This is a genomic window from Paenibacillus sp. 1011MAR3C5, from assembly GCF_003591485.1.
In the GTDB taxonomy this organism is placed as follows: Bacteria; Bacillota; Bacilli; order Paenibacillales; family Paenibacillaceae; genus Pristimantibacillus.
This window is the reverse complement of the sequence record NZ_QZCF01000001.1, coordinates 406,388-432,365: the sequence shown is the minus strand read 5'-3', so window position 1 is coordinate 432,365 and position 25,978 is coordinate 406,388. Positions and strand designations below refer to the sequence as shown.

Genomic DNA, 25,978 nt, shown 5'->3' with positions numbered 1-25,978 from the left:
GAGTGAGGAGAGCAGAAATGTAGGGATAGTGGTGCGGGGAAACGCTAATCGCGAATGAGCTATTGATGAGCTGGTGAAAAAATACGCTTTACAATCCTAATGTCTTAGTGTACTATTCAGATATAACACTAATACGCTAATACAAAGAGAACGAAAATAGGAGTGGAGAAAACACATGAACACGGGGAAAAACGGGCAAGGACAGCAAACTTCCGTTCTTCAGTTGAACGGTGTGACGAAGCGGATCGGCAGCAAAACATTGGTTAGCGGCTTGTCGTTCCAGATTGCGAAGGGCGAGATTGTTGGCCTTCTCGGTCCTAACGGAGCGGGCAAGACAACCACGATCCGCATGATTGTAGGCTTGATTGGCATGACGGAGGGCGATGTGCATATTGGAGGCCATAGCGTCCGTACCGACTTTGAACGCGCTATCCGGCATGTTGGCGGCATTATCGAAAATCCAGAGTTTTATCCATACATGACCGGCATGGATAATTTGAAGCAGTATGCCAGAATGTCGGAGGGCGTGACGGAAGCCCGCATTCATGAGGTTACGAAGCTGGTCGGCTTGCAAAATGCTTTGGACAAAAAGGTTAAAGCCTATTCACTGGGTATGAGACAGCGGCTCGGCATCGCGCAGGCGCTTCTGCATCGTCCGTCCGTGCTTATCCTGGATGAGCCGACAAACGGACTTGATCCAGCGGGTATTCGCGAGATGCGCGAATATATGAAGAGCATTGCGGAGAAGGAAGGGATTGCGATACTGGTATCCAGCCATTTGCTCTCCGAGATGGAGCTGATGTGCAGCAGAGTCGTTGTCATACAAGAGGGCAAGCTGATCACGGTCAGATCGATTGGTGGAGAGCGGGAACAAGACAGCAATTTGGTCAGACTTGCGCTGCAGGTGTCCCATACGGAGCAGGCGAGACGTATCCTAACCGGGCTTAAGATTGATAGCCTGCAAGCGATTGAAGAGGCAGGAGTGGACCGCATCACACTTTCGGTCCGCCATGAGGATATTCCTGAGATTGTAGCTGCGCTTGCTGGCGGCGGCGTCGGGCTCTATCGAATCGAAGAGATGAAATCAACGCTGGAAGATGAATTTATGAAGTGGACGGAGGGGAACCGCATTGCGTAATTTTGGAGCTTTGCTGACTAACGAATGGATTAAGCTATATAAGAAGAAATCGTTTTTTGTATACTTTGGCATCATGGCGCTCTTCATTGGGATTAGCGGATATTTCATTCACCGCTACCCGATGGAGGGGATGGACAGCGCGCTTGACTTTGTCGCCTTGTTCGGTTCGATGATGGGCGCTGGACAAATCTTACCGCTCATTGCTATCATTGCAATTGCCAACATTGTGCCATCCGAGTTCCGGATGGGTACGATCAAGCTGCTGCTCATCCGTGCGCAGAGCCGTACGAAGATATTGGCATCCAAATATGCCGTCACGTTGTTGTTCTCCATCGTACTGATCGCTGCTACGCTGGCGATGGCGTTTATTACGGGCTTTATCGTATTCGGCTTCGGCGGAGGAGACGCTAAGACCTTGACTCTTATTGGCGAAAATGTCTTGTACTTGACGATCTACACGTTGACCTTTGTTACACTTACATTCTTGGTCGGCGTATTGACCAAATCAAGCGGAGCAACGGTCGGCATCTCCATGTTCTGCGTGATGGCGGGCGGAATATTGACGTTGCTGCTTAATCGCTACTCCTTCATCAAGTACACGCTGTTCCCTAATGTGGATCTGTCCGTCTACCAGAATGGCGGCACTATGCCGCAAGGCATGACGCTCCCATTCTCGGCATCGGTCATCGCCATCTATCTGATTGTGTTCTTGGTTGCAAGTTTCTTCATCTTCAGAAAACGCGATGTGTCCTAGTTCTATGAGTCAGGGCATCGTAAAAGGAGCATGGCCCATTGTGACTATCGAGTTCGATAATAATGCCCCCATCTACATTCAGATCATGAACTATATCAAGAAACAGATCGTTATCGGCAAGATGGGTCCCGGCGATAAGATTGAATCCGTGCGGGACCTAGCCGCCGAATTGCAGATCAACCCTAATACGATCCAGCGCACCTTTCAGGAGCTTGAGCGGGAAGGCATCGTAGAGACAAAGCGCGGCCTTGGCCGCTACGTAACGGATGAGGAGTCGACAATCATGCAAATGAAAAAAGAGATGGCGTCAGAGCTGCTGGGCCGTTTCGTCAGCGGGATGAAAGAACTTGGCTTTGCGGAGGGCGATATCGTAGCGCTCGTTGAAGGCGCTGTGCAGTCGGATACGAAAGACAAGGAGGAAGCGTAACATGGAGCCCATATTGGAGATGAAGTCAATCGGCAAACGATTCGGCTCCAAATCGGCGCTTGAGGGGATCTCGTTCAAAGCCGGAGCTGGCCGTATCATTGGCCTGTTAGGCAGCAACGGGAGCGGCAAGACGACGATTATGAAGATCGCTGCCGGCATCATCCATCCGACCGCGGGCGAAGCGCGGATATGCGGGGAGCCGATCGGGCTGCAGTCCAAAGCGATGACGTCGTTCATGCCGGATAAGCCGCTGACCGAGCCGTGGATGCGCGTTCGCGACGCCATCTCTTTCTACCAGGATTTCTACGCCGACTTTGATAGGGCCAAGGCGAAGGAAATGCTATCGTTCATGGGACTTGCGGAGCGCGAGAAGATCACGTCGCTGTCGAAAGGGATGAACGAGCGGCTTCAGCTGACACTGGCGCTCTCCCGCAACGCCAAGCTGTATCTGCTCGACGAGCCGATAGGAGGCGTAGATCCCGTCGCTCGGGAGAAGATATTGGATGCTATTGTCCAATACTACAGCGAGAACAGCTGCCTGATGATCTCGACTCATCTAGTAACGGATATAGAGAGAATTTTCGATGAGGTGATATTCATTAAGAACGGACAGCTTGCCTTGCATGAAGAAGTGGATCACATACGGATGACGCATGGCAAGAGCGTCGTTGACTTATTCAAAGAGGTGTATGCTTAATGCTTAAGCTGATGAAATATGATTGGAAGCGGAATGCCACAATGACGCTGGCGGGGTTTATCATTCTGCTCGTGGCGCAAATCGTCAATTTGACTGTAGGTTGGAGGAACGGGTGGAGTGAGCAATTCGTCATTGTCATCGCATGCATGCTCTTTTTCTTTAGCGGCTTTCTCGTTTTTCTCATGGCTTGCCAGACGTTTGTTGCCAATATCAAAGCTTACAGCAGACGGCTGCTTCCGCTCCCGACGATTTATACCATCGTATCGCCTCTTGTGTTGATGTTTGGATTAACCATCGTAATGTTCTTGTTATTTGCAGCATTTGATGCCGTTTTTTCCGCGCTGTACGACAAGACCTCGTTTTTGGTGCTGCTCATTGAACAACTGACAGCCGGTGAAATTGCAGTCTCCATCGCATTAGCTATATGGGGATCTGTATTTACGACTATGGTCATTTTCTTCTCTATGGCTTTCTCGCGAATTGTGGAGGGCAAAGGCGGAACGTTCCTCGGGATCGTCGTGTGTATTCTGATTTTTACGATCATCCCGTGGGTGGAGGATATCCTGTTCTCAACGAGCGAAGTATACGGCTTTATTCGCCTTAGTCCACTCGAGTCCGGCAACGGGAACATGTCGTTGACCTTCGGTTCGATTAACTCTCTTGAGTGGATGACGCTTGCATTCGAGGCTGGCGTATTGATTTGCCTGGTTTATGGTACTATCTACCTGATTGAGCGTAGGATCAAACTATAGTCTTGCAACAGGATAGCATTGTCCACTCCCTTGGGCTATAATCAAGCTGAATTTATTCCATCGCAAGGGAGAGGTACTGCTTGAACGATACCATTATAATGAGCGGAACGGAGCAAGACCGTTATTACGCATTTACCTTTGATGACGGGCCTGGCCGTCTTCCTATTAGTCTATGGCTGGATGCCCTGGAGGCAGAGGGCGCTGTTGGCACGTTTTTCTTTACAGGCGAGTGGATGGATCGCTACCCCGAGAGGGCAAAGGAAATTATTCGTCGCGGGCATGCGCTGGCACCGCATTCTTATCATCATCGGCGCATGGCACAAATTCCGAAACATGTTTTCATGGAGGAATTGAAAGCGGTTGAATTGGCTTATCAAGAAGCGACAGGCTTGCCGTGTCCTGCTTATATGCGTTTTCCCTATGCAAGTTACGACGATGAGCGCTTGCAATGGCTGGATGAAGCAGGGTATGTCGATATCGAAGGCGTAGAATCGTTTGACTGGGCGGGGATTTCTGCTGAAGCGATCGCAAAGGTGATCATTCCCGAATTGAAGAACGGCACGATTGTTGTTATGCACAGCAACGATATCGCGATTGGGTCGCCGGGTTCGCTTAAGCTGATCAGCGATGTTGCGAAGCAGCAAGAGCTGACAGCCGTTAGCATGCCGACCATGATGGAGTCACTGGGCCGCAAGCCATCCTATAGAGGCTGGAAAATAATTGTGGACGTGCCTGAGACGCTGGAATATCCGCCGCAAGACTGGTATCCGGTAGAATCTGTGGCGCCGGAGCTGGCCGCGCAGATTGCGTCATGGGGTGTGGAGCGTCATGTGAACAGCGCTTCTACGGCTGCAGAATGGCAGGAGCAGCTGGAGAAGCCGCTGCCAAGCGGCGGCGCGCAAGAATGGTTCGGCGTTCGTGAGTTTGAAGACTCTTATTGGGGTTATGCCCGTGCATATGAAAGCGGGGATACGCTCATAATTCACGAGCATGGCGCCAAGGAAGCACAGGCGGATACGCTTGTCTATATGATGAGATGGGCAATCGAACAAGCTTGGGCCGCGGGGCTAAAGCAAATCGAAGTCCGTCAAGATATCCGCAGATTGCTGCAGATGTGCAAGCAGCTGGATTGGAAGGCCGAGCTGGTTTCCGAGAGATTGGGCTAATTCTAATGAAACAAGCTCCGCAACTGTCATGGTCCGCATAGGATAGAGATAAGGACCGATGCGAACCTGGGAGGAGCGGGGGTATGAACAGACGGACGATCCGGATCATTTCACTCGTCTTGTATGTGATATTCGTCTTGGTAATGACAGCAAGCATGATCGCCAATTGGGAAAGCTGATTCTCAGTCAAGCGCAAGTAAGCCGCATGATATTCGACCGTCGAGTCGGACGCATGCGGCTTATTTTTAATGTGGCAACGGCAGTTGGGAGCCCTTCAGCTTGCGGTAATCCTTCGGCGCGAGGCCCCGGCTTTCCCGGAAGACGCGCGAGAACGTTTTATAAGACCCGTAGCCGACTTCCATCGCAATCTCGGTCACGCTCATATCCGTTGATGCGAGCAGGCCGCATGCATGCCGGATGCGAAGGTCGCGCAGGAAATGGACGAACGTTTGACCCGTTGTCTCCTTGATCAGCTCGCTGATGCGAGACATGCTCATGGAGAATTGCTTCGCCAGGTCGGACAAAGCAAGGTCGTCTTGGTAATGCTGGTGAATATAGTGAATAATGGGCCATAGGGAGGCTCCCTTTCTGGAAGAAGAGGTCTCAGCTGTGTCAGGCTGGGAGCGAGGGCGCGCCCGATCGAACATCACGAGTATCTCCTTTAGCCGCAGCTGCAGCATGGTTTGTCTCCATGGCTGATTGCCCTGATATTCGCGGTACATATCTTCGATAAGTTCCTTCATGCGCTCATTCTCTGTGCCGCTAAGCTGAACGTAGGGAATATCGCCTCCCAGATCGATCAGCGTATGCAGGCCTTCGCCCGTTCCAGGCTCCATCAGAAGCTCCATGCTGAAATTGCAATTATACAGCTGAAGCTGGCTCCCCTCCGTGGTGAATATTTCATGGACCTGATAGGGAAGCACAAAGGTGAAGGTGCCGGGAGACATCGGGTGCTTCTTCTCATTAATCGCTTCGGAGCCCATTCCGTCAATCACATAGGAGAATTCCAGGAAGTCATGACGATGAGGCCGAAAGCCTCTGGGCAGCGTGTTCAGGCTAATATGGAGGGGGCTTGACGTATTCATGTTGGGATAAGTTTTGAAGTAATCGGGAAAGTACGTCATAGAAACGTCGGAGCCTCCGAAAAAATGAGATATATTTCGAAAAAACAAGCACGCTTTTCTGCTCCATTTATTTTAACATAAAGATCGTAAGCGGTTATAACAATAATTCGTACACCACATTCATTCGGGAGGCTACTTAGAATGGGAATCAATCATAAAATCAGAATCGGCATTATCGGAGCGGGCAACATTGGCGGCGTTCACGCCCAGGAGTTCTCCAAGCTGGCGGATCAATGCGAAATTACGGCTATTACGGATGCATTCTTGCCGTTGGCGGAAGCGAAAGCAGCTCAATACGGAATTGGCGCAGTGGCTGCAACGCCGGAGGAGCTAATTGCCCGTGACGATGTAGATGCCGTTATTATCGGAGTGCCGAATCAGCATCATGCTCCGCTGGCCCTTGCAGCGCTAAAGGCGGGCAAGCATGTGCTGCTTGAGAAGCCGATGGGGATAAATAGCGAAGCGGCTCGTCAAATCTTGAAAGCGAGCAAGGAGTCTGACCGCATCGTGATGGTTGGCCATCAGATGAGATGGGAATCGGTGCCTATGGCGATCAAGGAGCAAGTTGACCGCGGTGAGCTTGGCAAGATCTATACGGCCAAAACAGGCTGGTTCCGCCGCAAGGGCATTCCAGGCTGGGGTACTTGGTTTACGCGCATGGATCAATCCGGCGGCGGCCCGCTGATCGATATCGGCGTTCATATGCTTGATCTTGCTCTGTATCTGATGGGCAATCCGAAGCCGGTATCTGTATATGGGGCGACTTATGCGGAATTCGGGCCGAAGCGCAAAGGCATCGGCAATTGGGGAACGCCGGATTGGAACGGCGTCTACGATGTTGAGGATCTGGCGACTGCTCTGATCAAGATGGAGGACGGCAGCACGCTGTCGCTGGAAGTAAGCTGGGCGGTTCATATGGATACGGACAACACGCCGTTCATCCATCTGATGGGTTCCGAAGGCGGCGCAAGCTACAAAGGCGGAACAGGCAAGCTGCTTACGGAGAAATTCGATCGTCCGCTGGAGACATTGCTGTCGAAGCCCGAGAATGATGAAGGCGAGAGAGCGCGCCTTAGCAAGCACTTCCTGGCCTGCATTCGCGAGGGCAAGCAGCCGATCACTTCGGCGCTTACCGGATTTACGAACAATCTCATTCTGGATGCCATCTACGAATCGTCCCGCACGGGCCATGAGGTAATTCTGAACTGGGACCTCGACAAATAGAGAGCAGGATATAAGGGAGGACAGCATCATGCTGAGAGGACTGTCAAAAGCAGGTTTAGGAGCGCTGGAAAGCCAGCGCGAGCTGATTGAGCTGGCCGGACGTCATGGGTTTCAATCTGTGGAGCTCGATCCGCTTGCATTAGTGGATGAGTGTGGAGAGGAAGAAGCGCAGCGGCTTCTAAGCAACAATGGTGTCGTGCTGGCTTCCTTCGGCTTGCCGGTGGAATGGCGTACGACGGAGGAGAAGTTTCTGGAGGATCTGGAGAAGCTGGTTGCGTATGCTGCAGCAGCTAAGGCTCTTGGCTGTGTGAGCTGCTGTACCTATATCCTTCCATCCACGGATGAGAAGGCCGCTCACTTCATGGCGGTTGCGACACGCCGTTTGCGCGAATGCGCGGTGCTGCTGGCCGACTTCGGCATCTCGATTGGTCTGGAATTTGTAGGGCCTCATCATCTTCGCACCAGATGGAGCAATCCGTTCATCTGGACGCTGGATGAGACACTGGACTGGATTGACGCGATCGGCGAGCCGAATGTCGGATTGCTGCTTGATTCCTATCATTGGTATACAACGGGGCTTGGCGCTGCGGACATCGAGGCGCTGCTTCCTTCCCAGATCGTCCATGTTCACTTGAACGACGCGCCTGCCGTGCCGGTAGAGGAAGCGCTGGACAATGGCCGCCTCTATCCGGGCGAAGGCGTTATCGATCTGCCATCCTTCCTGAAAGCGCTGGAGCATATCGGCTACGACGGCCATGTCGCGCAGGAGATTCTATCCTCAGCGCCGCCAGCGGGCACGCCGGAGGAATTGGCGAAGCGGTCGAAGGAAGGCTTTGACAAAGTGTTCGCCGCAGCAGGACTGCCTGTCTGATCCGGTCCAAGTGCACCGATTTCACATCTATAATTGATTCATGATCGTACAATGCCCCAAGATGGCTGACATCTTGGGGCATTTGCATTTTCGAGTATGAAAGTTGGCATAATGGACCCGCAAATAACAAATAATGAAACGGAAGGAAGCTTAGCGGCCCGATAGCTGGCGTAAGCAGGCAGTTGTCCCATTGTTCAGATCGGGAACCCGCGGGCGGTAAAGGAGGAAGCTCATTTGGCGCCGAAGAAACCAAACGCAGAACGTTACAAAAAAATGGCGATGTCGCCAAAGGAATACCAGGCGTACGCCAAGGATAAGGAACCGCCCAGATCGATTCCGGCCAATTGCCTGAAGGCTTTTCTGATCGGCGGGTTCATATGTGTAATTGGTCAAGTGGTTACGGAACTGTTCGTCCATTTGATGGATATGTCACGGGAGGATGCCAGCAATCCCACCGTTGCCGTCATGATCTTTATCTCCGTTGTCCTGACGAGCCTCGGCGTCTACGACAAGCTGGCCCAATTCGCGGGAGCAGGCTCGGCTGTGCCGGTTACAGGCTTTGCCAATTCCATGTGCTCAGCCGCGCTGGAGCATCGCAGCGAAGGGCTGGTGCTGGGCGTAGGCGGCAATATGTTCAAGCTTGCCGGTTCGGTTATCGTATTCGGCACAGTGGCTGCGTTTTTTGTCGGTATCGTTCATTTGATACTGGGCACCGGGGGGCAATAAGATGCTTCGGGGCAAACAAACCTGGTGGTTTGACAACAAGCCGGTCATTATCGGTACCGCGACGGTCGTAGGACCGGATGAAGGTGACGGTCCGCTGGCTGCGGACTTCGATCTGGTGCATCCGGAGCTGGATATGCAGCAGAAGAGCTGGGAGAAGGCGGAGCGCTTGCTGCTTGAGCAGGCTTCGGAGTTCGCGCTCCAGAATGCCAAGCTGGAGCGAAGCCAGCTCGACTTCTACATTGGCGGCGATCTTATGAATCAGATTATTAGCAACAGCTTTGCCGCGAGATCGCTTGGCGCTCCTTATCTTGGCGTATTCGGGGCATGCTCCACGTCTATGGAGTCGCTTGCGCTTGCATCGCAGCTGGTGGACAGCGGAGCTGCAACACATGTCATGGCGGGCACTTGCAGCCACAATTGTACAGCGGAGAAGCAATTCCGGTATCCGACCGAATACGGCTCCCAGAAACCCCCAACTGCACAATATACGGTGACAGGCGCGGGCGCTGCCGTTATTGCCGCGTCGGGGGAAGGTCCTGTTATCGAATGCGCAACCATCGGCAAGGTCGTCGATCTGGGCATTACAGATCCGTTCAATATGGGAGCGGCGATGGCGCCAGCGGCGGTCGATACGATTCAGGCGCACTTTAATGATACCGGACGATCGCCTGGCGATTACGATCTGATCGTAACGGGCGATCTGGCGGGAGTGGGACATCCGATTGCCAAGGACTTGCTGAAGCAGAATGGCGTTCCGATGGACAATACCCTCTTCATGGATTGCGGGCTCATGGTCTACGATGTTCAGAAGCAGAAGGTTCAGGCAGGGGGCAGCGGCTGCGCCTGCTCCGCTGTCGTCACCTACGGCCATTTGCTGAAGCGTATCCAGAAGGGAGAGCTTAAGCGAATCCTCGTCGTCGCGACAGGCGCGCTGTTGTCTCCCTTATCGTTCCAGCAAGGCGAGAGCATTCCCGGCATTGCCCATGCGGTGGCCATTGCTGCAGGAAAGGAGCAATCACAATGATTTTTCTATGGGCGTTCCTTGTCGGCGGCGCGATCTGCGTGCTCGGACAGCTGATGTTCGATGTAGTGAAGCTGACGCCGGCGCATACCATGGCTACACTTGTCGTAATCGGGGCCATTGTTGACGGACTGGATCTCTACGAGCCGCTCATTAAATTTGCGGGTGCCGGCGCTACCGTTCCCATTACAAGCTTCGGCAACGCGCTCGTGCATGGCGCCTTGACGGAACTGCACAAGTCGGGGTGGATCGGTGTCATCTCCGGCATATTCAAAGTGACGAGCGCGGGCATATCGGCCGCGATTATATTCTCGTTTCTTGCAGCCTTAATTATTCGGCCTAAAGGCTGAATAGGCCCCTCCTATAAACCATTACAACCTGTTGAGCTTGCTCAACAGGTTGTTGTCGTTCCATAGTCCTATTGGAACGAGCGGGTATTTGGAAAATATGGCAACCTTTTTGGGAAGTTTACGTCTAGTGTTTGGAGGTGTTGTCATGCATATCATGTTCAAAAGCAAGCTGATCCTGCTTGCGCTTCTTGCGACTCTCGTCCTTGGTGCATGTGCGGGCGAGGAGAAGACGGTCCAGCCGACAAGCAGCCCGTTGCCGGTTGTGGAGCAGCCGCAGACTGCGCCTGAAGTAGAGCCCACTACAGCCTTAAGCGAAAGAAATCTGGTGCTATCGCCAGCTGTACAGCAGGACGGCACTCTTCTTGTGAAGCTGGACGGGATGGGCGATAGCTTTAGCTTCTACGTGAAGTCTTCGGTTGAGCTTCAAAGCCGCATCTATCAATACCTGCATGTTTTCCATGATGATCACAACTTGACCGATGCTCTCGTCTCCGTTGATCCGGCTGCGGGAACGGCTGAGATTCGGCTGGTCCAGACCATTCCGGGCTCTAACCTTCCAGGCTATAATTTCTTTATTTCCAACTCGGGAATTCTAGGCAAGCTAGGCGACAATCGCGTGCTTCTCCTTGAGCCTGAGGTTACGGATGACGGAGTGAAGGTTCATCTCTCTATACTCCACACGGAGACGGGCGAGCTTGAACGACTGCATTCCGATATATGGCCGGAAATGGATCCTTATGACAAGATCTATCAGAAGCGATGGGATGAAGAGAAGGGCATGCTGTTTCTCCAAAGCTTCGAAGGGACGATATGGCTGTTCGACTTGAAGAGTGGAACCGATCAGCGATTGGACGAGTCATTTAGAGTCATTCCTCATTCTACGACCGGATATCCGTCCTTGTTTGTATCACCGGCAATGGACCGCTTTGCCTTTGACGATGAGAGCGGAGCCGTAACCTTTTATGATATGAGTGGTAAGGCGCAGGGAGCCTATCTATTGCCGGAGGACCACTATGTACCAAGCGATAAGGTGAAGTGGAATGCAGCGGGCTCGATCGCTTGGGTAGAGTCGGCTGATGCGGCCGATAGATGGGTGAAGGCGATCGATATGGATTTCTTGATCATTGCCCCGCAGCAGATCGATTTCCTGGACAAGAACGCCAAGCCAATAAGATCGCTGCAAGCGTCCAAGGGCAGAAGCATCGAAGTAGCCGGATGGGAAAATGAAAGTACGGCAGTAATCAGGGAATATGAGTATCGAGCAGACGATGAAGTAAGAGAATCGAATGTCTTCTATTACACCTATGAAGTGAAGACGGGAAAGAAGTCTGCAACAGCCGCGGAGAGTCCGTTAGATCCAGTTTCCCCTATAAGGAATCAATACGACTATGAAGTGCATGAACATTCGCTTCAATTTCGCCTTAAAGCGAAAGCGGATTGATCGGCAATACGGTCGCATGGATGCAAGATGAGGCTCCTGGCGGGGCTAGCCCGGCATTAGGTACAAGCGCTCGGCACTTGAATTGGAGGATTCTGTGGGATTCTCCAATATTTTTTGTAGCGCTGCGATTTGTGCTCCATCAATGCGTTACTGTAAAATGGTACTATTATCTCAGATTATATTTCCGGGAGGTTATGTCATGGATATCCGCACGGCAGATATGGAATTATGCACATCGATTCTCCGAAACTTAGATACTTGTATCCTGGGAAAACATGAAGAAATTGAAAGACTGCTAATCGCGGTCATGGCTGGCGGCCATGTGCTGCTTGAGGACGTGCCGGGCACCGGCAAAACACAGCTTGTCAAAGCATTGGCAAAGTCCATAGGAGGCCAATTCAGACGAATTCAGTGCAATCCCGATTTGCTTCCTACCGATATAACTGGCGTCTCGATCTATCATCCGAAGCAGGAGAGCTTTCTGTTCCGTCCCGGTCCCGTCATGACGAACATTCTGCTGGCAGACGAGATTAATAGAGCGACGACCAAGACGCAATCCGCGCTGCTTGAAGCGATGGAGGAGGGCCATGTTACCGTGGACGGCGATACGTATGAGCTGCCCCGGCCTTTCATGCTGCTGGCCACGCAAAATCCGATTGAATTTGAAGGCACTTACACGCTGCCGGAGGCCCAGCTTGACCGGTTCATGATGAAGCTGTCGCTTGGCTACCCGAGCGCCGAGGATGAGCGCCGCATGATTACATCGAGCTCCGGCGATCATCCGTCCGACCGGGTACAGCCGGTGCTGGATATGACGGACATGATCAGCATTCAGCGGCAAGTGACTGAAGTACATGTCGATGATGCTGTGGGCAACTATATCATTGAGCTCGTAAGGGGCACCCGCGAGCATACGAGCATCCTGCTGGGCGCAAGCCCAAGGGCCGCGATTGCGCTGACCAAAGCGGCGAAAGCGCATGCCTTCCTACGCCAGCGCGATTATGTGACGCCAGATGATGTGAAGGCGCTTGCATCCTATGTTCTCTCTCACCGGTTATTGCTCCGTACCGAAGCGCGCATGAACGGGCTGCGCGGGGAGGATATCGTCAGCCAGATCGTCCAATCGACGAAAGTGCCGGTTCGGCTAGAGCGTTAATCCGATGAGGATCCATGCGACGAAAGCTAAACAATACCGCTGGCAATTTGTCGCCTTCGTCTATGGCTGCAGCCTGTTTTATTTCCTGTTCCAGGGCGGCAAGACGGCATTGATGCTGTTTATCATTTTGAACATGCTTCTGGTTTATTTGATACTTGGCCGCTGGAGCGGCATTAATAAAGTGGCAGGCGCGAGATCGTATTCCGGACACAGCGCGTCCGGTCATAGCGCGATTACGTCAGGCGAAGCGCTCGATGTTAGTTTGAATGTGAAGATCCCGGGGTTCTTCCCCCTTCCTTACGTTATCGTAAGAGACGGTCTCATCCGTCACAACGGTCAGGCGCTCAGCTTCGAGACCTCCTTCGTACCGAACTGGAAGCGCAGTGGAGAAGTGACGTACCGTACGCCGCCGCTTGCGCGCGGCAACTATCAATTCAAAGATACGGAATGTCTGTCCTACGATGTATTCGGCTTGTTCGAGCATACCGGCCAATTTCGTTCGGATGCGGCATTCAGCGTATTGCCCCAGACGGTTCCGCTTCGCCAATGGAACGGATTCCGGCAAGGGATACGCGGGCCCTACTCGCATGCGACGGCGTCCAGGTCCGCGAAGGAGACGACGCAAATTAACGGCGTGCGCGAATACCATCACGGCGACAGGCTGTCGCGGGTCCATTGGAACGCGACGGCCAAGACCGGCCAATGGAAGTCGAAGGCATTCGAGCGGGAGTCGCTGCCGCGGACGCTGCTCATACTGGACCGCCATCTGACGCCGCAAGATGGAGCGGTGGCGGAGCCCTTCGAGCTTGCCGTCTCCGTAGCGGCTTCCTTCATGGAGCACGGCTTCAGAGACGATACGGCAATGGGGCTGTTGTCGGTCGGGGAAGAGATGGCGATTCTGCCGCCGAAGTCGGGTGCGGACCAACGGAACATGGTATTGAAGCATCTGACGAGTGTCGATGCGGACGCCCCACATCCGTTATATGCCTCCTTGCAGCAAGCCCAATCGGCCGTAGAGCCGGGCTGCTTCGCAATTGTGATCTCCTCGGAGACCGGCGAGCAAGTTATTCAAAGCATGGAATGGCTCTCGCGCAAAGGCGTGACGCCATGCCTCATTCATATCGGATCACCTGCAAATCGAATTAGCGGGAATGTGGCGTGGAAGCGCATTTTGGAGAGCCGGGGTTGGATGGTCTACGATATCAAGCGGCTGCAAGATCTTCCCGCAGCGCTCGAAGGGAGCGGGATCGCATGAAAAAGCTGACATTCTGGATCGCTTCTTATTTAAAGCTGAACTGGTATGATCGCTTCGTTTCCCTGTTCGTAGCTGCTATTCTGATGAGCTCTCTGTCCATCTTCGAAAATTACTGGTGGCCGGAATCGTTCAAGATTGCTTATTATACGCTTGCGATCGCGGCCATTATCGATATTGTTCTTCCTTTAAAAGGATGGATCATTCGTTTGCTGCTTCAATTCGCGGCTGCGGTGTTCATCACCTTCCGGTTCGCGAGGATAGAATGGTCGGCTACGCCTTCGGCGGATTCCGGAGGATGGGGCTGGTGGTTCAGGGAGACGCTGGCTGGGCTGCATCCGTTTCTGTGGATCGGATTGTCGCTGCTCGTTATTCACTGGCTGTTCACGAGATGGACGGTAACCCGGCCAAGGATGTTCGGACTTATCGGAGCGAGCATAGTCCTCTTGACGGTTGCGGATTCCTTTACGCCGATTTGGCTTTGGGATAATGTCGCCGTTGTCGTATTCATAGGCCTGGCATGGCTCGTATTGAACCATCTGGACAGGCTCCAGCGTACGCATCCCGAGAGCTTGAAGGAGCTGTTGGAATATCCGATCCGGGTATTTACTCCCGCTGTTATTGTGCTGTCGGTGCTGCTGGTGATTGCGCTGAACGTGCCCTCCATTTCTCCCTTGCTGCAGGATCCTTATACGATCTGGAAAAAAGCGCGCGGGGAAGAGGTCCAAGTTTTCCTGGGAGACAAGGCTCTGCAACGAGATGATTTTACGGCTGAGGTAGGCAATTCCAGCTCCGGCTATAGCCGGAATGACGATATATTGGGCGGAGGGTTTGATTACGACTTCTCCCCAATGATGACGGTATCGACCTCACAGCGAAGCTATTGGCGCGGGGAGACGCTGGGAGAATATACCGGCCAAGGCTGGAGAAATGCTCTGATGATCGATGGCGACCGGGTCATGGCGGAAGCCTCACTCACTGACGGAGGCGGCAGGGAGAGAGCGCAGCTTACTGAGGTGCACCAGGTCGTAACGCTGGAGCGCGAGGATGCTTATCCCATTCTGTTCGGCGCGGCTCCCGTCTCGAAAGTCAATTGGATCAACGACGAAACGGCAGCCGTCATGTCGAATGCAATGAGATGGTCGCCGGAGCATTGGGAATTGAGATGGAATGAATCATTGCCGTATCCTAAGTCCTATTCGGTCACCTCATTCGTTGTCTCGCTGGATGAAGAGGGACTTCGTACCGCTGAAGCGACTCTGCCGAACGGTCTAGATCCGTATTATCTTAGCTTGCCGTCCAGTCTGCCTGAACGGGTAAGGGAGCTCACTGAGGAGATCACGGCAGAGGGCACTACCGATTATGACCGCGCCAAGCTGATCGAAACGTACTTGAGGCAAAACTATATCTACAATAATAAGCCGGACTTATCCAAGCTTTCGGGCAACAGCGTAGACTTCGTTGACGGGTTTCTGTTCGAGCTCCAGGAAGGGTATTGCGATTACTTCTCGACCGCGATGGCTGTCATGGCCCGAAGCGTAGGCTTGCCCAGCCGATGGGTAAAGGGCTTTACGCCAGGCATCCTGCCGGTTGATCGTTATGGGCCGCCGGGGGACAACATGCTGGATGGCGAGAGATACAATCCTACAGGCGCAGGCACCTATACGGTTCGCAATTCAGATGCGCATTCCTGGGTCGAAATTTACTTCGAGGGATTCGGCTGGATTCCATTCGAGCCGACGTCGGGCTTCCGTTTTCCGTATGTGTCGCCGGAGGGCGAAGAGCTTGAGTTGTCTTTGCCTGAAGAAGAGCTGTCGGAGTCGCCGGATGCCGTAGTGAAAACATCCGGAGGGCCAAGCCGGGTATGGGGATTGGCGAGCCTGGCTGTACTGGTTATCGCTGCAGCCGCTTGGTTGATTGTGAAGCGCCGCCAGATGGCAATGGCCTGGTTCAAAATCAGGCACGGCAATTTGAATACAAACGAACAGATTGTGCTGGAGGCTAACCGTCTCATTCGCTTCTGCAAGAAGAGGGGCATGAAGCGTGAAGAGCATGAGACCTTGCGCGAAGCAGTAGCCCGCTGGTCGCAGAGCCAGCGGCGGCTGCAGGATGACTTCCGAACCGTGCTGGACGGCTTTGAGAAAGCGAAGTACGGAGCTGCGGGCGCAACGAAGGAAGAAGTCGAGCGTTATACGAACAAAGTCCGGTACTTGATTGGTGAATTGAAGTAAATGGGTCTAGGTTCGTGTTCGAATAGACTGCCGCCTGACAGCGATGCTGGCAGGCGGTATTTCTTTGCAACAAATTCCGTTTATATGGTATAGTTTCGTAAGATAGCAGGCAGAAAGCAGAGGGATATCGGTTATGTTCGAGAGATTATTGCCGAATATGCGCGTTCATTCGGTATATGATATTGATTTGAATGTGTTGTACGCTGAGGGCGTACGCGGCATTATTACGGATTTGGATAATACGCTCGTCGGCGCCAAGGAGCCTCTTGCCACGCCGGAGCTTGTCATATGGCTGGACAAGGTGCGGGAGGCCGGCTTCAAGGTCGTCATCGTGTCCAACAATAACGAGACGCGGGTCGGACAATTCGCTGCCCCGCTCGATATTCCGTTCGTGCATGCGGCGAGAAAGCCGACGCAAGGCGCATTCCGCAAGGCGCTAGCCATTCTTGGCCTTAAGGCGGAGCATACGGTTATGATTGGCGACCAGATGATGACCGATGTGCTCGGCGGCAACCGGATGGGGCTATATACGATTCTGGTGGCGCCTATTTCACCGGCTGATGAGGGCGTCATGACAAAGGTAAACAGAGGATTAGAGAGATTTGCGCTGGCACGGTTAAGAAAGCGCGGCTTGTGGTATGAGGAGGGAACGAAGTAATGGAAGGGCAGCTTAGAGAACATACGGAGCAATCATGCGCAGGCTGTGGCGTGCGCCTGCAATCCGGCAATCCGGACGAGGCTGGTTATATCCCGGAAGCAACGATCGCGAAGGAGCCGGTCATCTGTCAGCGATGCTTCCGTATCCGGCACTATAATGAAGCTTCATCGGTCGCCATTGATCAGGATGATTTCCTGCGGCTATTAGGCGGGATTGGTGCGACTGACAGCCTGGTGGTGCATATTGTCGACTTGTACGATTTTGAAGGCAGCCTGATTTCGGGCTTGCAGCGGTTCGTCGGCAACAACCCGGTACTGCTCGTTGTGAACAAAATCGACTTGCTGCCAAAGGGCATGAACTTGAACCGGATTCGCAATTGGGTTCAGAAGCAAGCGAAGGCGCAAGGGCTCAGAACCGTCGATGTTGTATTGTGCAGCGCCAAGCGCAATATGGGGTTCGACCATATTATCGAGTCGCTTGACCGTCACCGCCAGGGACGCGATGTCTATGTCGTCGGCGCAACCAATGTCGGCAAATCAACGCTGATCAACCGCTTGATCCGCGACTACAGCGATATGGAACGCGAGCTTACAACCTCCCGTTATCCGGGCACTACGCTGGACGCAGTCCATATCCCGCTGGAGGACGGCAAGGCGATTATCGATACGCCAGGAATTGTCTATACAAGCCGTATGACCGAGGTCGTACCGCGCAGCTTCCTGGGCACGCTTATGCCGGACAAGCCGATTAAGCCGCTTGTCTATCAATTGAATGAGCAGCAGACGCTATTCATCGGAAGCCTTGTCCGCTTCGACTTTGTCGAAGGCGAGCGGCAGTCGTTTACGCTATATCTGTCGAATGCGCTGAATGTGCATCGTACCAAGCTGGAGCGTGCCGACGATCTGTACGACAATCATAAAGGCGAGCTGCTTGGCGCGCCTACGACGGCGGAGCTGGAGACAATACCGGCGTGGACAAGACATTCGCTCAAGGTCCGGCAGGGGGAACGACAGGACATCTTCATTTCCGGTCTCGGCTGGATTCAAGCCAATGGCTCCCGAGGGGCGCTCGTGGATATATACGCCCCGAAAGGCGTCAAGGTACTGCTTCGCGATTCCATGATTTAAGGCATGCGCCTTGGGAGGGGAACAGCCATGACAGGACATACCGCAAGACAAGGCATCGATAGCCATACCGTGCTGTACGGCGTTATCGGCGATCCCATTCGCCATTCAAAATCGCCGATTATGATGAACCGGGCGTTCCGGGAGACGGCGATCAACGGTGCGTATGCTGCCTTTCACATCACGGATAATAAGCTGGAGGATTTCATTCGCGGCGTAAGAGCGATGGGCATCCGCGGAGTCAATGTGACGATTCCGCATAAGCTGCGGGTGATGGATTTGCTGGATGAGATTCACGAAGGCGCCAGAGCGATCGGCGCTGTGAATACGATCGTGAATGACAATGGCCGGCTTATCGGCTATAATACCGACGGCATTGGCTACGTCCGATCCCTGAAGGAAGAAGCGGCTCCGTCCCTAGAAGGCAAGCATATTGTCGTGATTGGCGCCGGAGGCGCTTCTCGCGGCATTGTCTACGCTCTATTGCAAGAGAAGCCCGCACGAATTACGGTCACGAACCGTACGATTCAGCGTGCGGAAGAATTGGCGGCTTCTCTGGAATCCGGCGGGGTGCAGCTTGCGGCTTCGTCCAGCGATCGGCTGGAGGAGCTGTGCGGGGATGCGGACATTGTCATTAATACGACTTCGGTCGGCATGTTCCCGCAGGTGGATCAATCTCCCGTGACAGGGCACTGGCTGAAGCCGGGCGCTGTAGCGAGCGATCTGATCTACAATCCGCTGAAGACCAAGTTTCTGCGTGACGCGGAGCAGCAAGGCTGCATCGCTCACGGCGGACTGGGCATGTTTATTTATCAAGGGGCCTATGCGTTTGAATATTGGACGGGCCAGCCTGCGCCGGTTGCGGCGATGAAGGAAGAGGTGCTGGCCGCGCTTCAGTGATAGGACGAGCGGGCTTATCGCACAATAAGATCGATAGGATAGCAAGATTGATGCAGACGAAAGAAGGATACCATTATGCTAACTGGCAAACAAAAACGTTATTTGCGCTCGCAAGCGCATCATCTACAACCGATCTTTCAGGTCGGCAAAGGCGGCACCAATGACCATTTGGTTCGCCATATTGAAGAAGCCATCGAGACGAGAGAGCTGATTAAAGTGTCCGTGCTCAACAATTGCCTCGACGATCCGAAGGAAATCGGAGCAGAAGTTGCAGCAGCGGCCGGCGCTGAGCTTGTTCAAGTGATTGGCAAGACTATCGTGCTGTACAAGGAATCCAAGGATCACAAGAAGATCGAGCTTCCGAGAGCCTAAGGAACGGCGGCAGCCGCCAAGGTTCATATGGAGCCCAGGAAGGCTATGAATCGGGGGAGGGAGCGGCCATGAGGAAAATAGGCATCATGGGCGGAACGTTCGATCCGATCCATATCGGTCATTTGCTTGCTGCGGAGACGGCAAGGGAGCAGGGGGATCTGGATGAGGTGTGGTTCATTCCGACCGCAGATCCGCCCTTGAAGGAAGCGGCTCCTTCCACACCGGCTTGGGACCGCTTCGAAATGACGCGATTAGCCGTAGAGGGAGATGACCGCTTCCGGGCGCTTGATATCGAGATCAGGCGCGGCGGCACCAGCTACTCCTACGATACGGTGAAGCAGCTGCAGGAGCAGCATCCAGGCTGCTCTTTCGCGTACATTATCGGTTCCGACCGTATCAACGATCTGCCAAAGTGGCATCGTATTGGGGAGCTTGCGGCCATGGCCGGCTTTATCGGCCTCGAGCGTCCGGGCGAGAACCCGATGCCGGACTCGCTTCCGTCTTATTTGCAGCAATCGTTTCAGATGGCCCGCATGCCGCAAATTGGCATCTCATCAACAGCGATCCGGGAGCGTCTGTTCACGGGGAAGTCGATTCGCTATCTTGTGCCGGAGCCTGTACGCGACTATATAAGGAGGCATGGACTGTATGGATCGACAACTCATCATGGAGCGGGTCCGCGCTGAGATGCCCGAGCGTCGCTGGCGCCATACAGAAGGCGTAATAGAGACGGCCATAGCGCTTGCGATACGGTACGGTGAAGATCCGAAGCGCGCTGAGCTTGCCGCCATTATTCATGACGTGGCGAAATTCTGGTCAATTGAGCGCCAGGGCAATGCGATCCGGGACAACGGACTGGATCAAGAGGTGCTTGGCTATGACAAGGAGCTATGGCATGCAGTCGTCGGGGCATGGGTTGCTGAGCGCGACTTCGGTGTGACCGACGGCGGCGTGCTGGATGCGATCCGCTACCATACCTCCGGGCGCAGAGGCATGAGCAAGCTGGAGAAGGTTGTATGGCTGGCGGATTATATCGAGCCGGGGCGCGATTTCCCGGGAGTCGATGCCATCCGTGCGCTTAGCGAGGAACATCTGGAGAAAGCGGTGCTGGCTGGACTAGATGGAACGATCGGATTTCTGATTGCCAAGGGCAAACGGATCTATCCGCTGACGATTGAAGCCCGCAATGGGCTTATTGAGGAATTACACGCGTAAAAGACAAAGGAGGTATATGATGGCAGTACAATCCAATCAATTAATGAAAATAGCGGTGACAGCCGCTGAAGATAAAAAAGCAATGGACGTTATTGCGCTGGATCTGAAGGATATTTCCCTTGTTGCAGATTATTTCATCATCTGCAGCGGCAACTCGGACACTCAGGTGCAAGCCATTGCGACTGAGGTGCGCAAGCAGGCGGATCTCGCAGGCGTGCGTATTCGCGGCATGGAGGGCATGGACTCCGCAAGATGGGTGCTTATCGATTTGGGCGATGTAGTTGTCCATATCTTCCATCGCGAAGAGCGTGAATATTACAATATCGAGAGATTATGGTCCGACGCTAAGGTTGTGGAATTCGCATGAGCCTTGTTGCCGGTCAGACCTATACGCTCAAAATATCGCGAGAGGTGTCTCCGTACGGGTACTTCCTAAGCGACGGCGAATCGGAAGTGCTTCTCCATTACACGGAGCTGGTCGGCTCGAAGCCTCAGGTTGGCAATTCGGTCGAGGTGTTCATCTATTACGATTCCGAAGACCGGATTGCAGCTACGATGAAGAAGCCGCTTCTCCAATTAGACGAGCTGGCGCGTCTGCGTGTCGTAGACGTGCATCCGAAGCTAGGCTGTTTTCTGGAGATGGGACTAGGCAGACATCTGCTGCTGCCGTTGTCTGAGCTGCCGGAGAGCGTTACGTACCGTCCGTTGCCTGGTGACGAGGTATTCGTGGTGATGAAGCATGATAAGATCGGAAGGCTCGTCGCCAAGATTGCCTTCGAGGAAGAGCTGTCTCCGCTTGTATTCCATGCGCCCGATGCATGGCGCAATACATGGGTAGAGGGCTGGGTAACCAAGACGCTTCAGATGGGCTCGTTCGTCATCGTAGACGGAGGCGTCATCGGATTTGGCGTATATGGTCTTATTCCAAGCCCCGACCGTACGAGAGCCCTTCGCCTCGGCGAACGCGTGCGCGCTCGTGTCACATTCATCCGCGAGGACGGCCGCGTCAATCTGTCCATGACCGAACGCAAGGAAGTGGGACGGGTGGAGGATGCCGACCGCCTGCTCGCATTCCTGAAGGAGCGTCCGGGCGGCGGCATGCCGTACTCTGACCAGACAGAAGCGGAGACGATCAAGCAAAGATTCGGCATTAGCAAATCGGCGTTCAAGCGGGCGCTCGGCAAGCTGATGAAGGATGGGCTTGTCACGCAGAAGGGCAGCTGGACCTATCTGGCTTCCCCTGACGAACCACCCGCAGGCGCAGAGGGAGTGGAGAAGGAGTGAGCCAATCGTACGGGCAATTCGCGCTCGTGTACGATCAGTTGATGGAGGATATGCCCTATGCCGAATGGCTGGGCTTTGCCCGGGCAGGCTGGTCGCGTTACGGCATGCCGGGGACCGTCGTGGATCTGGGCTGCGGCACAGGCAGCTTATCTATTCCGCTGGCTCGCTCCGGCTTCCATGTGTACGGCATCGATCTGTCGGCTGATATGCTGTCTGTTGCCCGCAGCAAGTGGGAGGAGACGCCCCAGCAAGCGATTCGGCCCCGTACAGGCACGATTCGCTGGCTGCAGCAGGATATGCGCCGATGGGAGATGGCGGAGCCCGTAGACTCCGTGATCTCATTCTGCGACTGTCTGAATTACTTGACAGAGGAAGCGGATGTGGAGGCGGCGTTCCGCGCCACCTTCGCCGCGCTGAAGCCAGGCGGGTCGTTCTTGTTCGACATGCATCCGCCCAAGCAATTCATCCGTTATGCGGAGGAGCAGCCGTTCGTCCTGGATGAGCGGGATATTGCGTATATCTGGACTTGCGATTTCGAGGAATCCCGCTGCCAGATCGAGCATCATCTGACGATCTTCGCCCGCGACCGGAACGCTTCCTTCTACCGCTTCGAGGAGACGCACAGGCAGCGTGCCTACGATCCCGACTGGGTGGAAGCGGCATTAAAGCGAGCGGGTTTCGATAAGGTTGATCGTTATGCGGACTTCGAGCTGAAGCCCGCCGACGCAAATTCAGAACGGCTGTTTTTTGCGGCCGTCAAATAAAATCATAAATAAGGCCTCCCTGCGTCTTGACGCGGCGGAGGCTTTTTTCTACGGATAAAGGGAAAGGCTGTGCATGGTCGCCATATCCTTTTGAACGGCTCCAATGCCCCTACAGATGCTTGCAGCGTTTGCCGTTCCTCCTTATAGGGGGAACTTCCCCAAACCTGTCTTAAGCCCTCTCAGCGCGTCGTGAGATTGGACCTATGACAGCCATTCCGTCTATGCCGTAGCCTGTCGAACAAGGAAAATCCAAGCGGGAACGCGCCATGTTCCTTCTATAATAAGTCTAAAGAAAATTCGCCATTATTCGACAATAGAAAAACGCGATGCTCGGCTGGCAAATCCCTTATGTTGTTGCGATTACTCTCTAAGCGCATCCTTGAGACGGCTGTTCATCGACACTGCGGACGACGCTCTTCGCGCGGCAGCATCCCTGAACTTCCGGTTCTCGTCCTCCAGACGCTTGCATTTGGCCTCCAGATCAGCCAGATAGGACAGCAGACCCGATTGCTCGCGGCCGGCTTCACGATGCAACTCAAGCAGCTCTAAGCGGGCCTCTTCCGGTGTTAATTTGTTCTCCATGGATACCTCCAAGATAGCTATAAAATGTCACTATCCCATCATAGCCGTATCTGTTAAAATAGTCGAGTGCGCCTAAAAAGCTTCCAAAAAGGGATTCATAGATTCTCCATAATTTTCATTGACGAGACCTATATCTTGATGTAAAATCAAAAACAGCAACTAGATGTTGATGGATATAGCGCTTTTCAACATCTAGCCTAGTAAATTGTATTGAAGCGCGTCTGCCTGCTAGCGACGGTCAGAAGCGCTTTTTGATTGCTGAAATTCAGTAAGGGAGCGGGTGTGCGGTGCTAGTTGTCTATGATTCCAAAACGGGCAATGTCAAACGTTTCATCAAAAAACTGAATATGCGTGCAGTGCCGATTGACGAGCAGAAACAAGTAGACGAGCCGTTCGTGCTGGTCACTTATACAACCGGGTTTGGACAAGTGCCGGAGAAGGTCAATTCCTTCCTCGAGATGAACCATAATATGCTGCGCGGGGTATCCGCGAGCGGCAATCGCAACTGGGGACCGGGTTTCGCGAAGAGTGCGGATACCATCTCCCAGAAGTATCATGTGCCTGTCATATCGAAGTTTGAGTTATCGGGAACGAGTCAAGATACGTTACATTTTGTCGAAAGGGTGCAGGCAATTGAAGCATATTGAATTAAATAATGAGTTGATGCAGCGCGGAGCGGACGGATTCTACCAACTGGAGAAAGACAAAGAGGCGGTACGGGCGTTCATGGCGGAAGTGGAAGAGAAAAGCGTGAAATTCTCTTCGTTGCGCGAGAAGCTGGACTACCTGATCGAGAACGACTACTATGATAACGTTTTCGAAAAATATACATATGAGCAAGTAGAAGCTGTATTCAATCTGACGGCAAACAGCGGCTTCGAATTCCAATCGTATATGGCGGCGTCCAAGTTCTACAAGGACTATGCGATGAAGACGAACAATAAAGCTCAATATTTGGAGCAGTACTCCGATCGTGTGGCGATCGTAGCACTGAGTCTGGGTGAAGGCGATGCCGAGCGCGCGCTTCGCATTGCGGACGCGATGATCGAGCAGCGTCTGCAGCCGGCGACACCAACATTCCTGAACGCGGGTAAGAGCCGCCGGGGCGAGATGGTCTCGTGCTTCCTGCTGGAGATGGACGATTCCCTCAATTCCATTAACTATGTGCTTGGGACATGCATGCAGCTGTCCAAAATCGGCGGCGGCGTAGCGGTCAACCTGTCCAAGCTGCGTGGACGCGGCGAACCGATCAAAGGCGTAGAAGGCGCGGCGAAAGGCATTATGCCGGTCCTCAAGCTGATGGAGGATGCATTCTCCTATGCGGACCAAATGGGTCAGCGCAAAGGCTCCGGAGCAGGCTACTACAACATTTTCGGCTGGGATATCATTGAATTCCTGGATTGCAAAAAAATCAACGCGGACGAGAAGTCCCGCATCAAGACACTGTCCATCGGCCTGATCATTCCGAACAAATTCTATGAGCTGGCTGCACAGAACCGTCCGCTTGTCGTCTTCGGACCGTACTCGGTACAGAAGGCATACGGCCAGCATCTGGACGATATGGATATGGATGAGATGTATGAGGAATTGCTTGCGAACGACCAAGTGACGAAGAAAACCGTCATGAACGCGCGCGACATGCTGACGAAGATCGCTTCCATTCAGCTGGAATCCGGTTATCCATACATTATGAACAAATCCAATGCCAACAGCGTGCATGCGTTGAAGGATATCGGTTCGATCAAAATGTCCAACCTGTGCACAGAGATCTTCCAATTGCAAGAAACATCGGAAATTAACGACTACGGCTTCGACGACGTCATTCGCCGCGACATCAGCTGCAACCTGGCGTCTCTCAATATAGTAAATGTAATGGAACGCGGAAAAGTCAAAGAATCGGTCCATGTCGGCATCGAAGCGCTGACGACGGTCAGCGACCTGTCGAAGATCGACAACGCGCCGGGCGTCCGCAAAGCGAACGAAGAGCTTCACTCCGTCGGTCTTGGCGCGATGAACCTGAACGGCTATCTGGCGAAGAACAAAATCGCTTATGAGAGCGACGAGGCGAAAGACTTCGCAAGTGCATTCTTCATGATGATGAACTTCTACTCGCTGGAGAAGAGCATGGAGATTGCGAAGGAGCGCAGCGCTACATTCAAAAATTTCGAGCGTTCCGAATATGCGAAGGGTACGTACTTCACGCGTTATATGGAGACGGACTACCGTCCGAAGACGGATCGTGTGAAGGAATTGTTCGAGGGCATCTATGTTCCGTCCCCGCAGGACTGGGCAGAGCTGAAGGAGAAGGTGCAGCAGCATGGCCTGTACCACGCTTACCGTCTGGCGATTGCGCCAACGCAAAGCATCTCCTATATCCAGAACGCAACATCCAGCGTAATGCCAATCGTCGAGCATATCGAGACGCGTACTTACGCGAACTCGACGACGTATTACCCGATGCCGTACCTGTCGCAGGATAATTTCTTCTACTACAAATCGGCGTACAACATCAATCAGTTCAAGCTGATTGACCTGATCGCCGAAATCGGGCAGCATATCGATCAAGGCATCTCTAGCGTCCTGCACGTGAACAGCAACGTAACGACTCGCGAACTGGCGCGTTTCTACGTCTATGCCGCTCAGAAAGGCCTGAAATCCCTGTACTACACACGGACGAAGCGCCTGTCTGTCGAAGAATGCACAAGCTGCGCCGTTTAATCCGGCTTACGAAGGTTTTATGATTACGTAG

General features: G+C 53.4%; 28 protein-coding genes. 26 read left to right on the top strand and 2 right to left on the bottom strand.

Annotation, left to right across the window (positions count from 1 at the left end; all coding sequences use genetic code 11):
- The first annotated feature begins 175 nt into the window (after positions 1 to 175).
- The 6 genes from D3P07_RS01995 (at position 176) to D3P07_RS01970 (ending at position 4,934) form a co-directional block, all read left to right on the top strand.
- On the top strand, positions 176 to 1,138 hold the full coding sequence (locus D3P07_RS01995) for an ABC transporter ATP-binding protein (protein ID WP_119798407.1): 963 nt from the start codon (positions 176 to 178) through the stop codon (positions 1,136 to 1,138).
- Positions 1,131 to 1,892, top strand: a complete 762-nt coding sequence (locus D3P07_RS01990; RefSeq protein ID WP_119798406.1) for an ABC transporter permease — start codon at positions 1,131 to 1,133, stop codon at positions 1,890 to 1,892. The genes D3P07_RS01995 and D3P07_RS01990 overlap by 8 nt, the downstream gene beginning before the upstream one ends.
- A 40-nt stretch (positions 1,893 to 1,932) precedes the next feature.
- The gene (locus D3P07_RS01985; RefSeq protein WP_119798405.1) at positions 1,933 to 2,319 is read left to right on the top strand and encodes a GntR family transcriptional regulator; all 387 of its coding nucleotides are present in this window, start codon (positions 1,933 to 1,935) and stop codon (positions 2,317 to 2,319) included.
- Between the two features lies 1 nt (position 2,320).
- Positions 2,321 to 3,016 carry an ABC transporter ATP-binding protein gene (locus tag D3P07_RS01980; protein ID WP_119798404.1) on the top strand — a complete coding sequence of 232 codons (696 nt, stop codon included), beginning with the start codon at positions 2,321 to 2,323 and terminating at the stop codon, positions 3,014 to 3,016.
- Positions 3,016 to 3,768: a hypothetical protein gene (locus tag D3P07_RS01975; RefSeq protein ID WP_119798403.1), complete on the top strand. Its 753-nt coding sequence runs from the start codon at positions 3,016 to 3,018 to the stop codon at positions 3,766 to 3,768. The genes D3P07_RS01980 and D3P07_RS01975 overlap by 1 nt, the downstream gene beginning before the upstream one ends.
- A gap of 80 nt (positions 3,769 to 3,848) precedes the next feature.
- Complete coding sequence (locus D3P07_RS01970; protein ID WP_119798402.1) at positions 3,849 to 4,934, top strand: polysaccharide deacetylase family protein; 1,086 nt, start codon at positions 3,849 to 3,851, stop codon at positions 4,932 to 4,934.
- A 245-nt stretch (positions 4,935 to 5,179) separates the two neighbouring features.
- Here D3P07_RS01970 and D3P07_RS01965 read toward each other — a convergent pair whose 3' ends face one another.
- Positions 5,180 to 6,058, bottom strand: a complete 879-nt coding sequence (locus D3P07_RS01965) for an AraC family transcriptional regulator (protein WP_119798401.1) — start codon at positions 6,056 to 6,058, stop codon at positions 5,180 to 5,182.
- Positions 6,059 to 6,199: 141 nt separating this feature from the next.
- Between D3P07_RS01965 and D3P07_RS01960 the strand changes: the two genes are divergently transcribed.
- The 18 genes from D3P07_RS01960 to D3P07_RS01875 all read left to right on the top strand — a co-directional run bounded on the left by D3P07_RS01960 (position 6,200) and on the right by D3P07_RS01875 (position 22,647).
- The gene (locus D3P07_RS01960; RefSeq protein ID WP_119798400.1) at positions 6,200 to 7,282 is read left to right on the top strand and encodes a Gfo/Idh/MocA family protein; all 1,083 of its coding nucleotides are present in this window, start codon (positions 6,200 to 6,202) and stop codon (positions 7,280 to 7,282) included.
- A 28-nt stretch (positions 7,283 to 7,310) separates the two neighbouring features.
- On the top strand, positions 7,311 to 8,153 hold the full coding sequence (locus D3P07_RS01955) for a sugar phosphate isomerase/epimerase family protein (RefSeq protein WP_119798399.1): 843 nt from the start codon (positions 7,311 to 7,313) through the stop codon (positions 8,151 to 8,153).
- 273 nt (positions 8,154 to 8,426) lie between these two features.
- The gene (spoVAC, locus tag D3P07_RS01950) at positions 8,427 to 8,879 is read left to right on the top strand and encodes a stage V sporulation protein AC (RefSeq protein WP_119798940.1); all 453 of its coding nucleotides are present in this window, start codon (positions 8,427 to 8,429) and stop codon (positions 8,877 to 8,879) included.
- 1 nt (position 8,880) lies between these two features.
- Positions 8,881 to 9,903, top strand: coding sequence for a stage V sporulation protein AD (spoVAD, locus tag D3P07_RS01945; RefSeq protein ID WP_119798398.1), 1,023 nt, complete (start codon positions 8,881 to 8,883; stop codon positions 9,901 to 9,903).
- A complete protein-coding gene (gene spoVAE / locus D3P07_RS01940) occupies positions 9,900 to 10,250 on the top strand; it encodes a stage V sporulation protein AE (RefSeq protein ID WP_119798397.1) in 351 nt (116 codons plus the stop codon). The genes spoVAD and spoVAE overlap by 4 nt, the downstream gene beginning before the upstream one ends.
- 145 nt (positions 10,251 to 10,395) lie before the next feature.
- Complete coding sequence (locus tag D3P07_RS01935) at positions 10,396 to 11,691, top strand: hypothetical protein (protein WP_119798396.1); 1,296 nt, start codon at positions 10,396 to 10,398, stop codon at positions 11,689 to 11,691.
- A gap of 199 nt (positions 11,692 to 11,890) precedes the next feature.
- Positions 11,891 to 12,847 carry an AAA family ATPase gene (locus D3P07_RS01930; RefSeq protein ID WP_119798395.1) on the top strand — a complete coding sequence of 319 codons (957 nt, stop codon included), beginning with the start codon at positions 11,891 to 11,893 and terminating at the stop codon, positions 12,845 to 12,847.
- A gap of 4 nt (positions 12,848 to 12,851) precedes the next feature.
- Complete coding sequence (locus D3P07_RS01925; protein WP_119798394.1) at positions 12,852 to 14,102, top strand: DUF58 domain-containing protein; 1,251 nt, start codon at positions 12,852 to 12,854, stop codon at positions 14,100 to 14,102.
- Positions 14,099 to 16,330 carry a transglutaminase TgpA family protein gene (locus D3P07_RS01920; RefSeq protein ID WP_119798393.1) on the top strand — a complete coding sequence of 744 codons (2,232 nt, stop codon included), beginning with the start codon at positions 14,099 to 14,101 and terminating at the stop codon, positions 16,328 to 16,330. Before D3P07_RS01925 ends, D3P07_RS01920 begins: the two co-directional genes overlap by 4 nt.
- Positions 16,331 to 16,463: 133 nt before the next feature.
- Positions 16,464 to 16,988, top strand: a complete 525-nt coding sequence (locus tag D3P07_RS01915; RefSeq protein ID WP_119798392.1) for a YqeG family HAD IIIA-type phosphatase — start codon at positions 16,464 to 16,466, stop codon at positions 16,986 to 16,988.
- Positions 16,988 to 18,115, top strand: a complete 1,128-nt coding sequence (gene yqeH, locus D3P07_RS01910; protein WP_119798391.1) for a ribosome biogenesis GTPase YqeH — start codon at positions 16,988 to 16,990, stop codon at positions 18,113 to 18,115. Before D3P07_RS01915 ends, yqeH begins: the two co-directional genes overlap by 1 nt.
- 27 nt (positions 18,116 to 18,142) lie before the next feature.
- A complete protein-coding gene (gene aroE, locus D3P07_RS01905) occupies positions 18,143 to 19,012 on the top strand; it encodes a shikimate dehydrogenase (protein ID WP_119798390.1) in 870 nt (289 codons plus the stop codon).
- A gap of 75 nt (positions 19,013 to 19,087) precedes the next feature.
- Positions 19,088 to 19,384: a ribosome assembly RNA-binding protein YhbY gene (yhbY, locus tag D3P07_RS01900; RefSeq protein WP_119798389.1), complete on the top strand. Its 297-nt coding sequence runs from the start codon at positions 19,088 to 19,090 to the stop codon at positions 19,382 to 19,384.
- Between the two features lie 68 nt (positions 19,385 to 19,452).
- A complete protein-coding gene (gene nadD / locus D3P07_RS01895) occupies positions 19,453 to 20,070 on the top strand; it encodes a nicotinate-nucleotide adenylyltransferase (RefSeq protein ID WP_119798388.1) in 618 nt (205 codons plus the stop codon).
- Positions 20,033 to 20,599, top strand: coding sequence for a bis(5'-nucleosyl)-tetraphosphatase (symmetrical) YqeK (gene yqeK / locus D3P07_RS01890; RefSeq protein WP_119798387.1), 567 nt, complete (start codon positions 20,033 to 20,035; stop codon positions 20,597 to 20,599). The genes nadD and yqeK overlap by 38 nt, the downstream gene beginning before the upstream one ends.
- 19 nt (positions 20,600 to 20,618) lie before the next feature.
- Positions 20,619 to 20,966: a ribosome silencing factor gene (rsfS, locus tag D3P07_RS01885; RefSeq protein WP_119798386.1), complete on the top strand. Its 348-nt coding sequence runs from the start codon at positions 20,619 to 20,621 to the stop codon at positions 20,964 to 20,966.
- Positions 20,963 to 21,883: a CvfB family protein gene (locus D3P07_RS01880; protein ID WP_119798385.1), complete on the top strand. Its 921-nt coding sequence runs from the start codon at positions 20,963 to 20,965 to the stop codon at positions 21,881 to 21,883. Before rsfS ends, D3P07_RS01880 begins: the two co-directional genes overlap by 4 nt.
- Before the next feature lie 41 nt (positions 21,884 to 21,924).
- The gene (locus D3P07_RS01875; protein WP_119798939.1) at positions 21,925 to 22,647 is read left to right on the top strand and encodes a class I SAM-dependent DNA methyltransferase; all 723 of its coding nucleotides are present in this window, start codon (positions 21,925 to 21,927) and stop codon (positions 22,645 to 22,647) included.
- A 360-nt stretch (positions 22,648 to 23,007) separates the two neighbouring features.
- On the opposite strand, the gene D3P07_RS01870 is transcribed toward D3P07_RS01875, so the two are convergent.
- On the bottom strand, positions 23,008 to 23,229 hold the full coding sequence (locus D3P07_RS01870; protein WP_119798384.1) for a hypothetical protein: 222 nt from the start codon (positions 23,227 to 23,229) through the stop codon (positions 23,008 to 23,010).
- Between the two features lie 287 nt (positions 23,230 to 23,516).
- Here D3P07_RS01870 and nrdI point away from each other — a divergent pair, with 287 nt between their 5' ends.
- Positions 23,517 to 23,876, top strand: a complete 360-nt coding sequence (nrdI, locus tag D3P07_RS01865) for a class Ib ribonucleoside-diphosphate reductase assembly flavoprotein NrdI (RefSeq protein ID WP_119798383.1) — start codon at positions 23,517 to 23,519, stop codon at positions 23,874 to 23,876.
- The gene (gene nrdE, locus D3P07_RS01860; protein WP_119798382.1) at positions 23,863 to 25,947 is read left to right on the top strand and encodes a class 1b ribonucleoside-diphosphate reductase subunit alpha; all 2,085 of its coding nucleotides are present in this window, start codon (positions 23,863 to 23,865) and stop codon (positions 25,945 to 25,947) included. Before nrdI ends, nrdE begins: the two co-directional genes overlap by 14 nt.
- Positions 25,948 to 25,978: the final 31 nt, after the last annotated feature.

Coding starts and splice junctions, on each gene's coding strand:
- D3P07_RS01995 (WP_119798407.1), top strand. CDS start 176: ATGAACACGGGGAAAAACGGGCAAGGACAGCAAACTTCCGTTCTTCAG.
- D3P07_RS01980 (WP_119798404.1), top strand. CDS start 2,321: ATGGAGCCCATATTGGAGATGAAGTCAATCGGCAAACGATTCGGCTCC.
- D3P07_RS01975 (WP_119798403.1), top strand. CDS start 3,016: ATGCTTAAGCTGATGAAATATGATTGGAAGCGGAATGCCACAATGACG.
- D3P07_RS01965 (WP_119798401.1), bottom strand. CDS start 6,058: ATGACGTACTTTCCCGATTACTTCAAAACTTATCCCAACATGAATACG.
- D3P07_RS01960 (WP_119798400.1), top strand. CDS start 6,200: ATGGGAATCAATCATAAAATCAGAATCGGCATTATCGGAGCGGGCAAC.
- D3P07_RS01955 (WP_119798399.1), top strand. CDS start 7,311: ATGCTGAGAGGACTGTCAAAAGCAGGTTTAGGAGCGCTGGAAAGCCAG.
- spoVAC (WP_119798940.1), top strand. CDS start 8,427: ATGGCGATGTCGCCAAAGGAATACCAGGCGTACGCCAAGGATAAGGAA.
- spoVAD (WP_119798398.1), top strand. CDS start 8,881: ATGCTTCGGGGCAAACAAACCTGGTGGTTTGACAACAAGCCGGTCATT.
- spoVAE (WP_119798397.1), top strand. CDS start 9,900: ATGATTTTTCTATGGGCGTTCCTTGTCGGCGGCGCGATCTGCGTGCTC.
- D3P07_RS01935 (WP_119798396.1), top strand. CDS start 10,396: ATGCATATCATGTTCAAAAGCAAGCTGATCCTGCTTGCGCTTCTTGCG.
- D3P07_RS01930 (WP_119798395.1), top strand. CDS start 11,891: ATGGATATCCGCACGGCAGATATGGAATTATGCACATCGATTCTCCGA.
- D3P07_RS01925 (WP_119798394.1), top strand. CDS start 12,852: ATGAGGATCCATGCGACGAAAGCTAAACAATACCGCTGGCAATTTGTC.
- D3P07_RS01920 (WP_119798393.1), top strand. CDS start 14,099: ATGAAAAAGCTGACATTCTGGATCGCTTCTTATTTAAAGCTGAACTGG.
- D3P07_RS01915 (WP_119798392.1), top strand. CDS start 16,464: ATGTTCGAGAGATTATTGCCGAATATGCGCGTTCATTCGGTATATGAT.
- yqeH (WP_119798391.1), top strand. CDS start 16,988: ATGGAAGGGCAGCTTAGAGAACATACGGAGCAATCATGCGCAGGCTGT.
- aroE (WP_119798390.1), top strand. CDS start 18,143: ATGACAGGACATACCGCAAGACAAGGCATCGATAGCCATACCGTGCTG.
- yhbY (WP_119798389.1), top strand. CDS start 19,088: ATGCTAACTGGCAAACAAAAACGTTATTTGCGCTCGCAAGCGCATCAT.
- nadD (WP_119798388.1), top strand. CDS start 19,453: ATGAGGAAAATAGGCATCATGGGCGGAACGTTCGATCCGATCCATATC.
- yqeK (WP_119798387.1), top strand. CDS start 20,033: ATGGATCGACAACTCATCATGGAGCGGGTCCGCGCTGAGATGCCCGAG.
- rsfS (WP_119798386.1), top strand. CDS start 20,619: ATGGCAGTACAATCCAATCAATTAATGAAAATAGCGGTGACAGCCGCT.
- D3P07_RS01880 (WP_119798385.1), top strand. CDS start 20,963: ATGAGCCTTGTTGCCGGTCAGACCTATACGCTCAAAATATCGCGAGAG.
- D3P07_RS01875 (WP_119798939.1), top strand. CDS start 21,925: ATGGAGGATATGCCCTATGCCGAATGGCTGGGCTTTGCCCGGGCAGGC.
- D3P07_RS01870 (WP_119798384.1), bottom strand. CDS start 23,229: ATGGAGAACAAATTAACACCGGAAGAGGCCCGCTTAGAGCTGCTTGAG.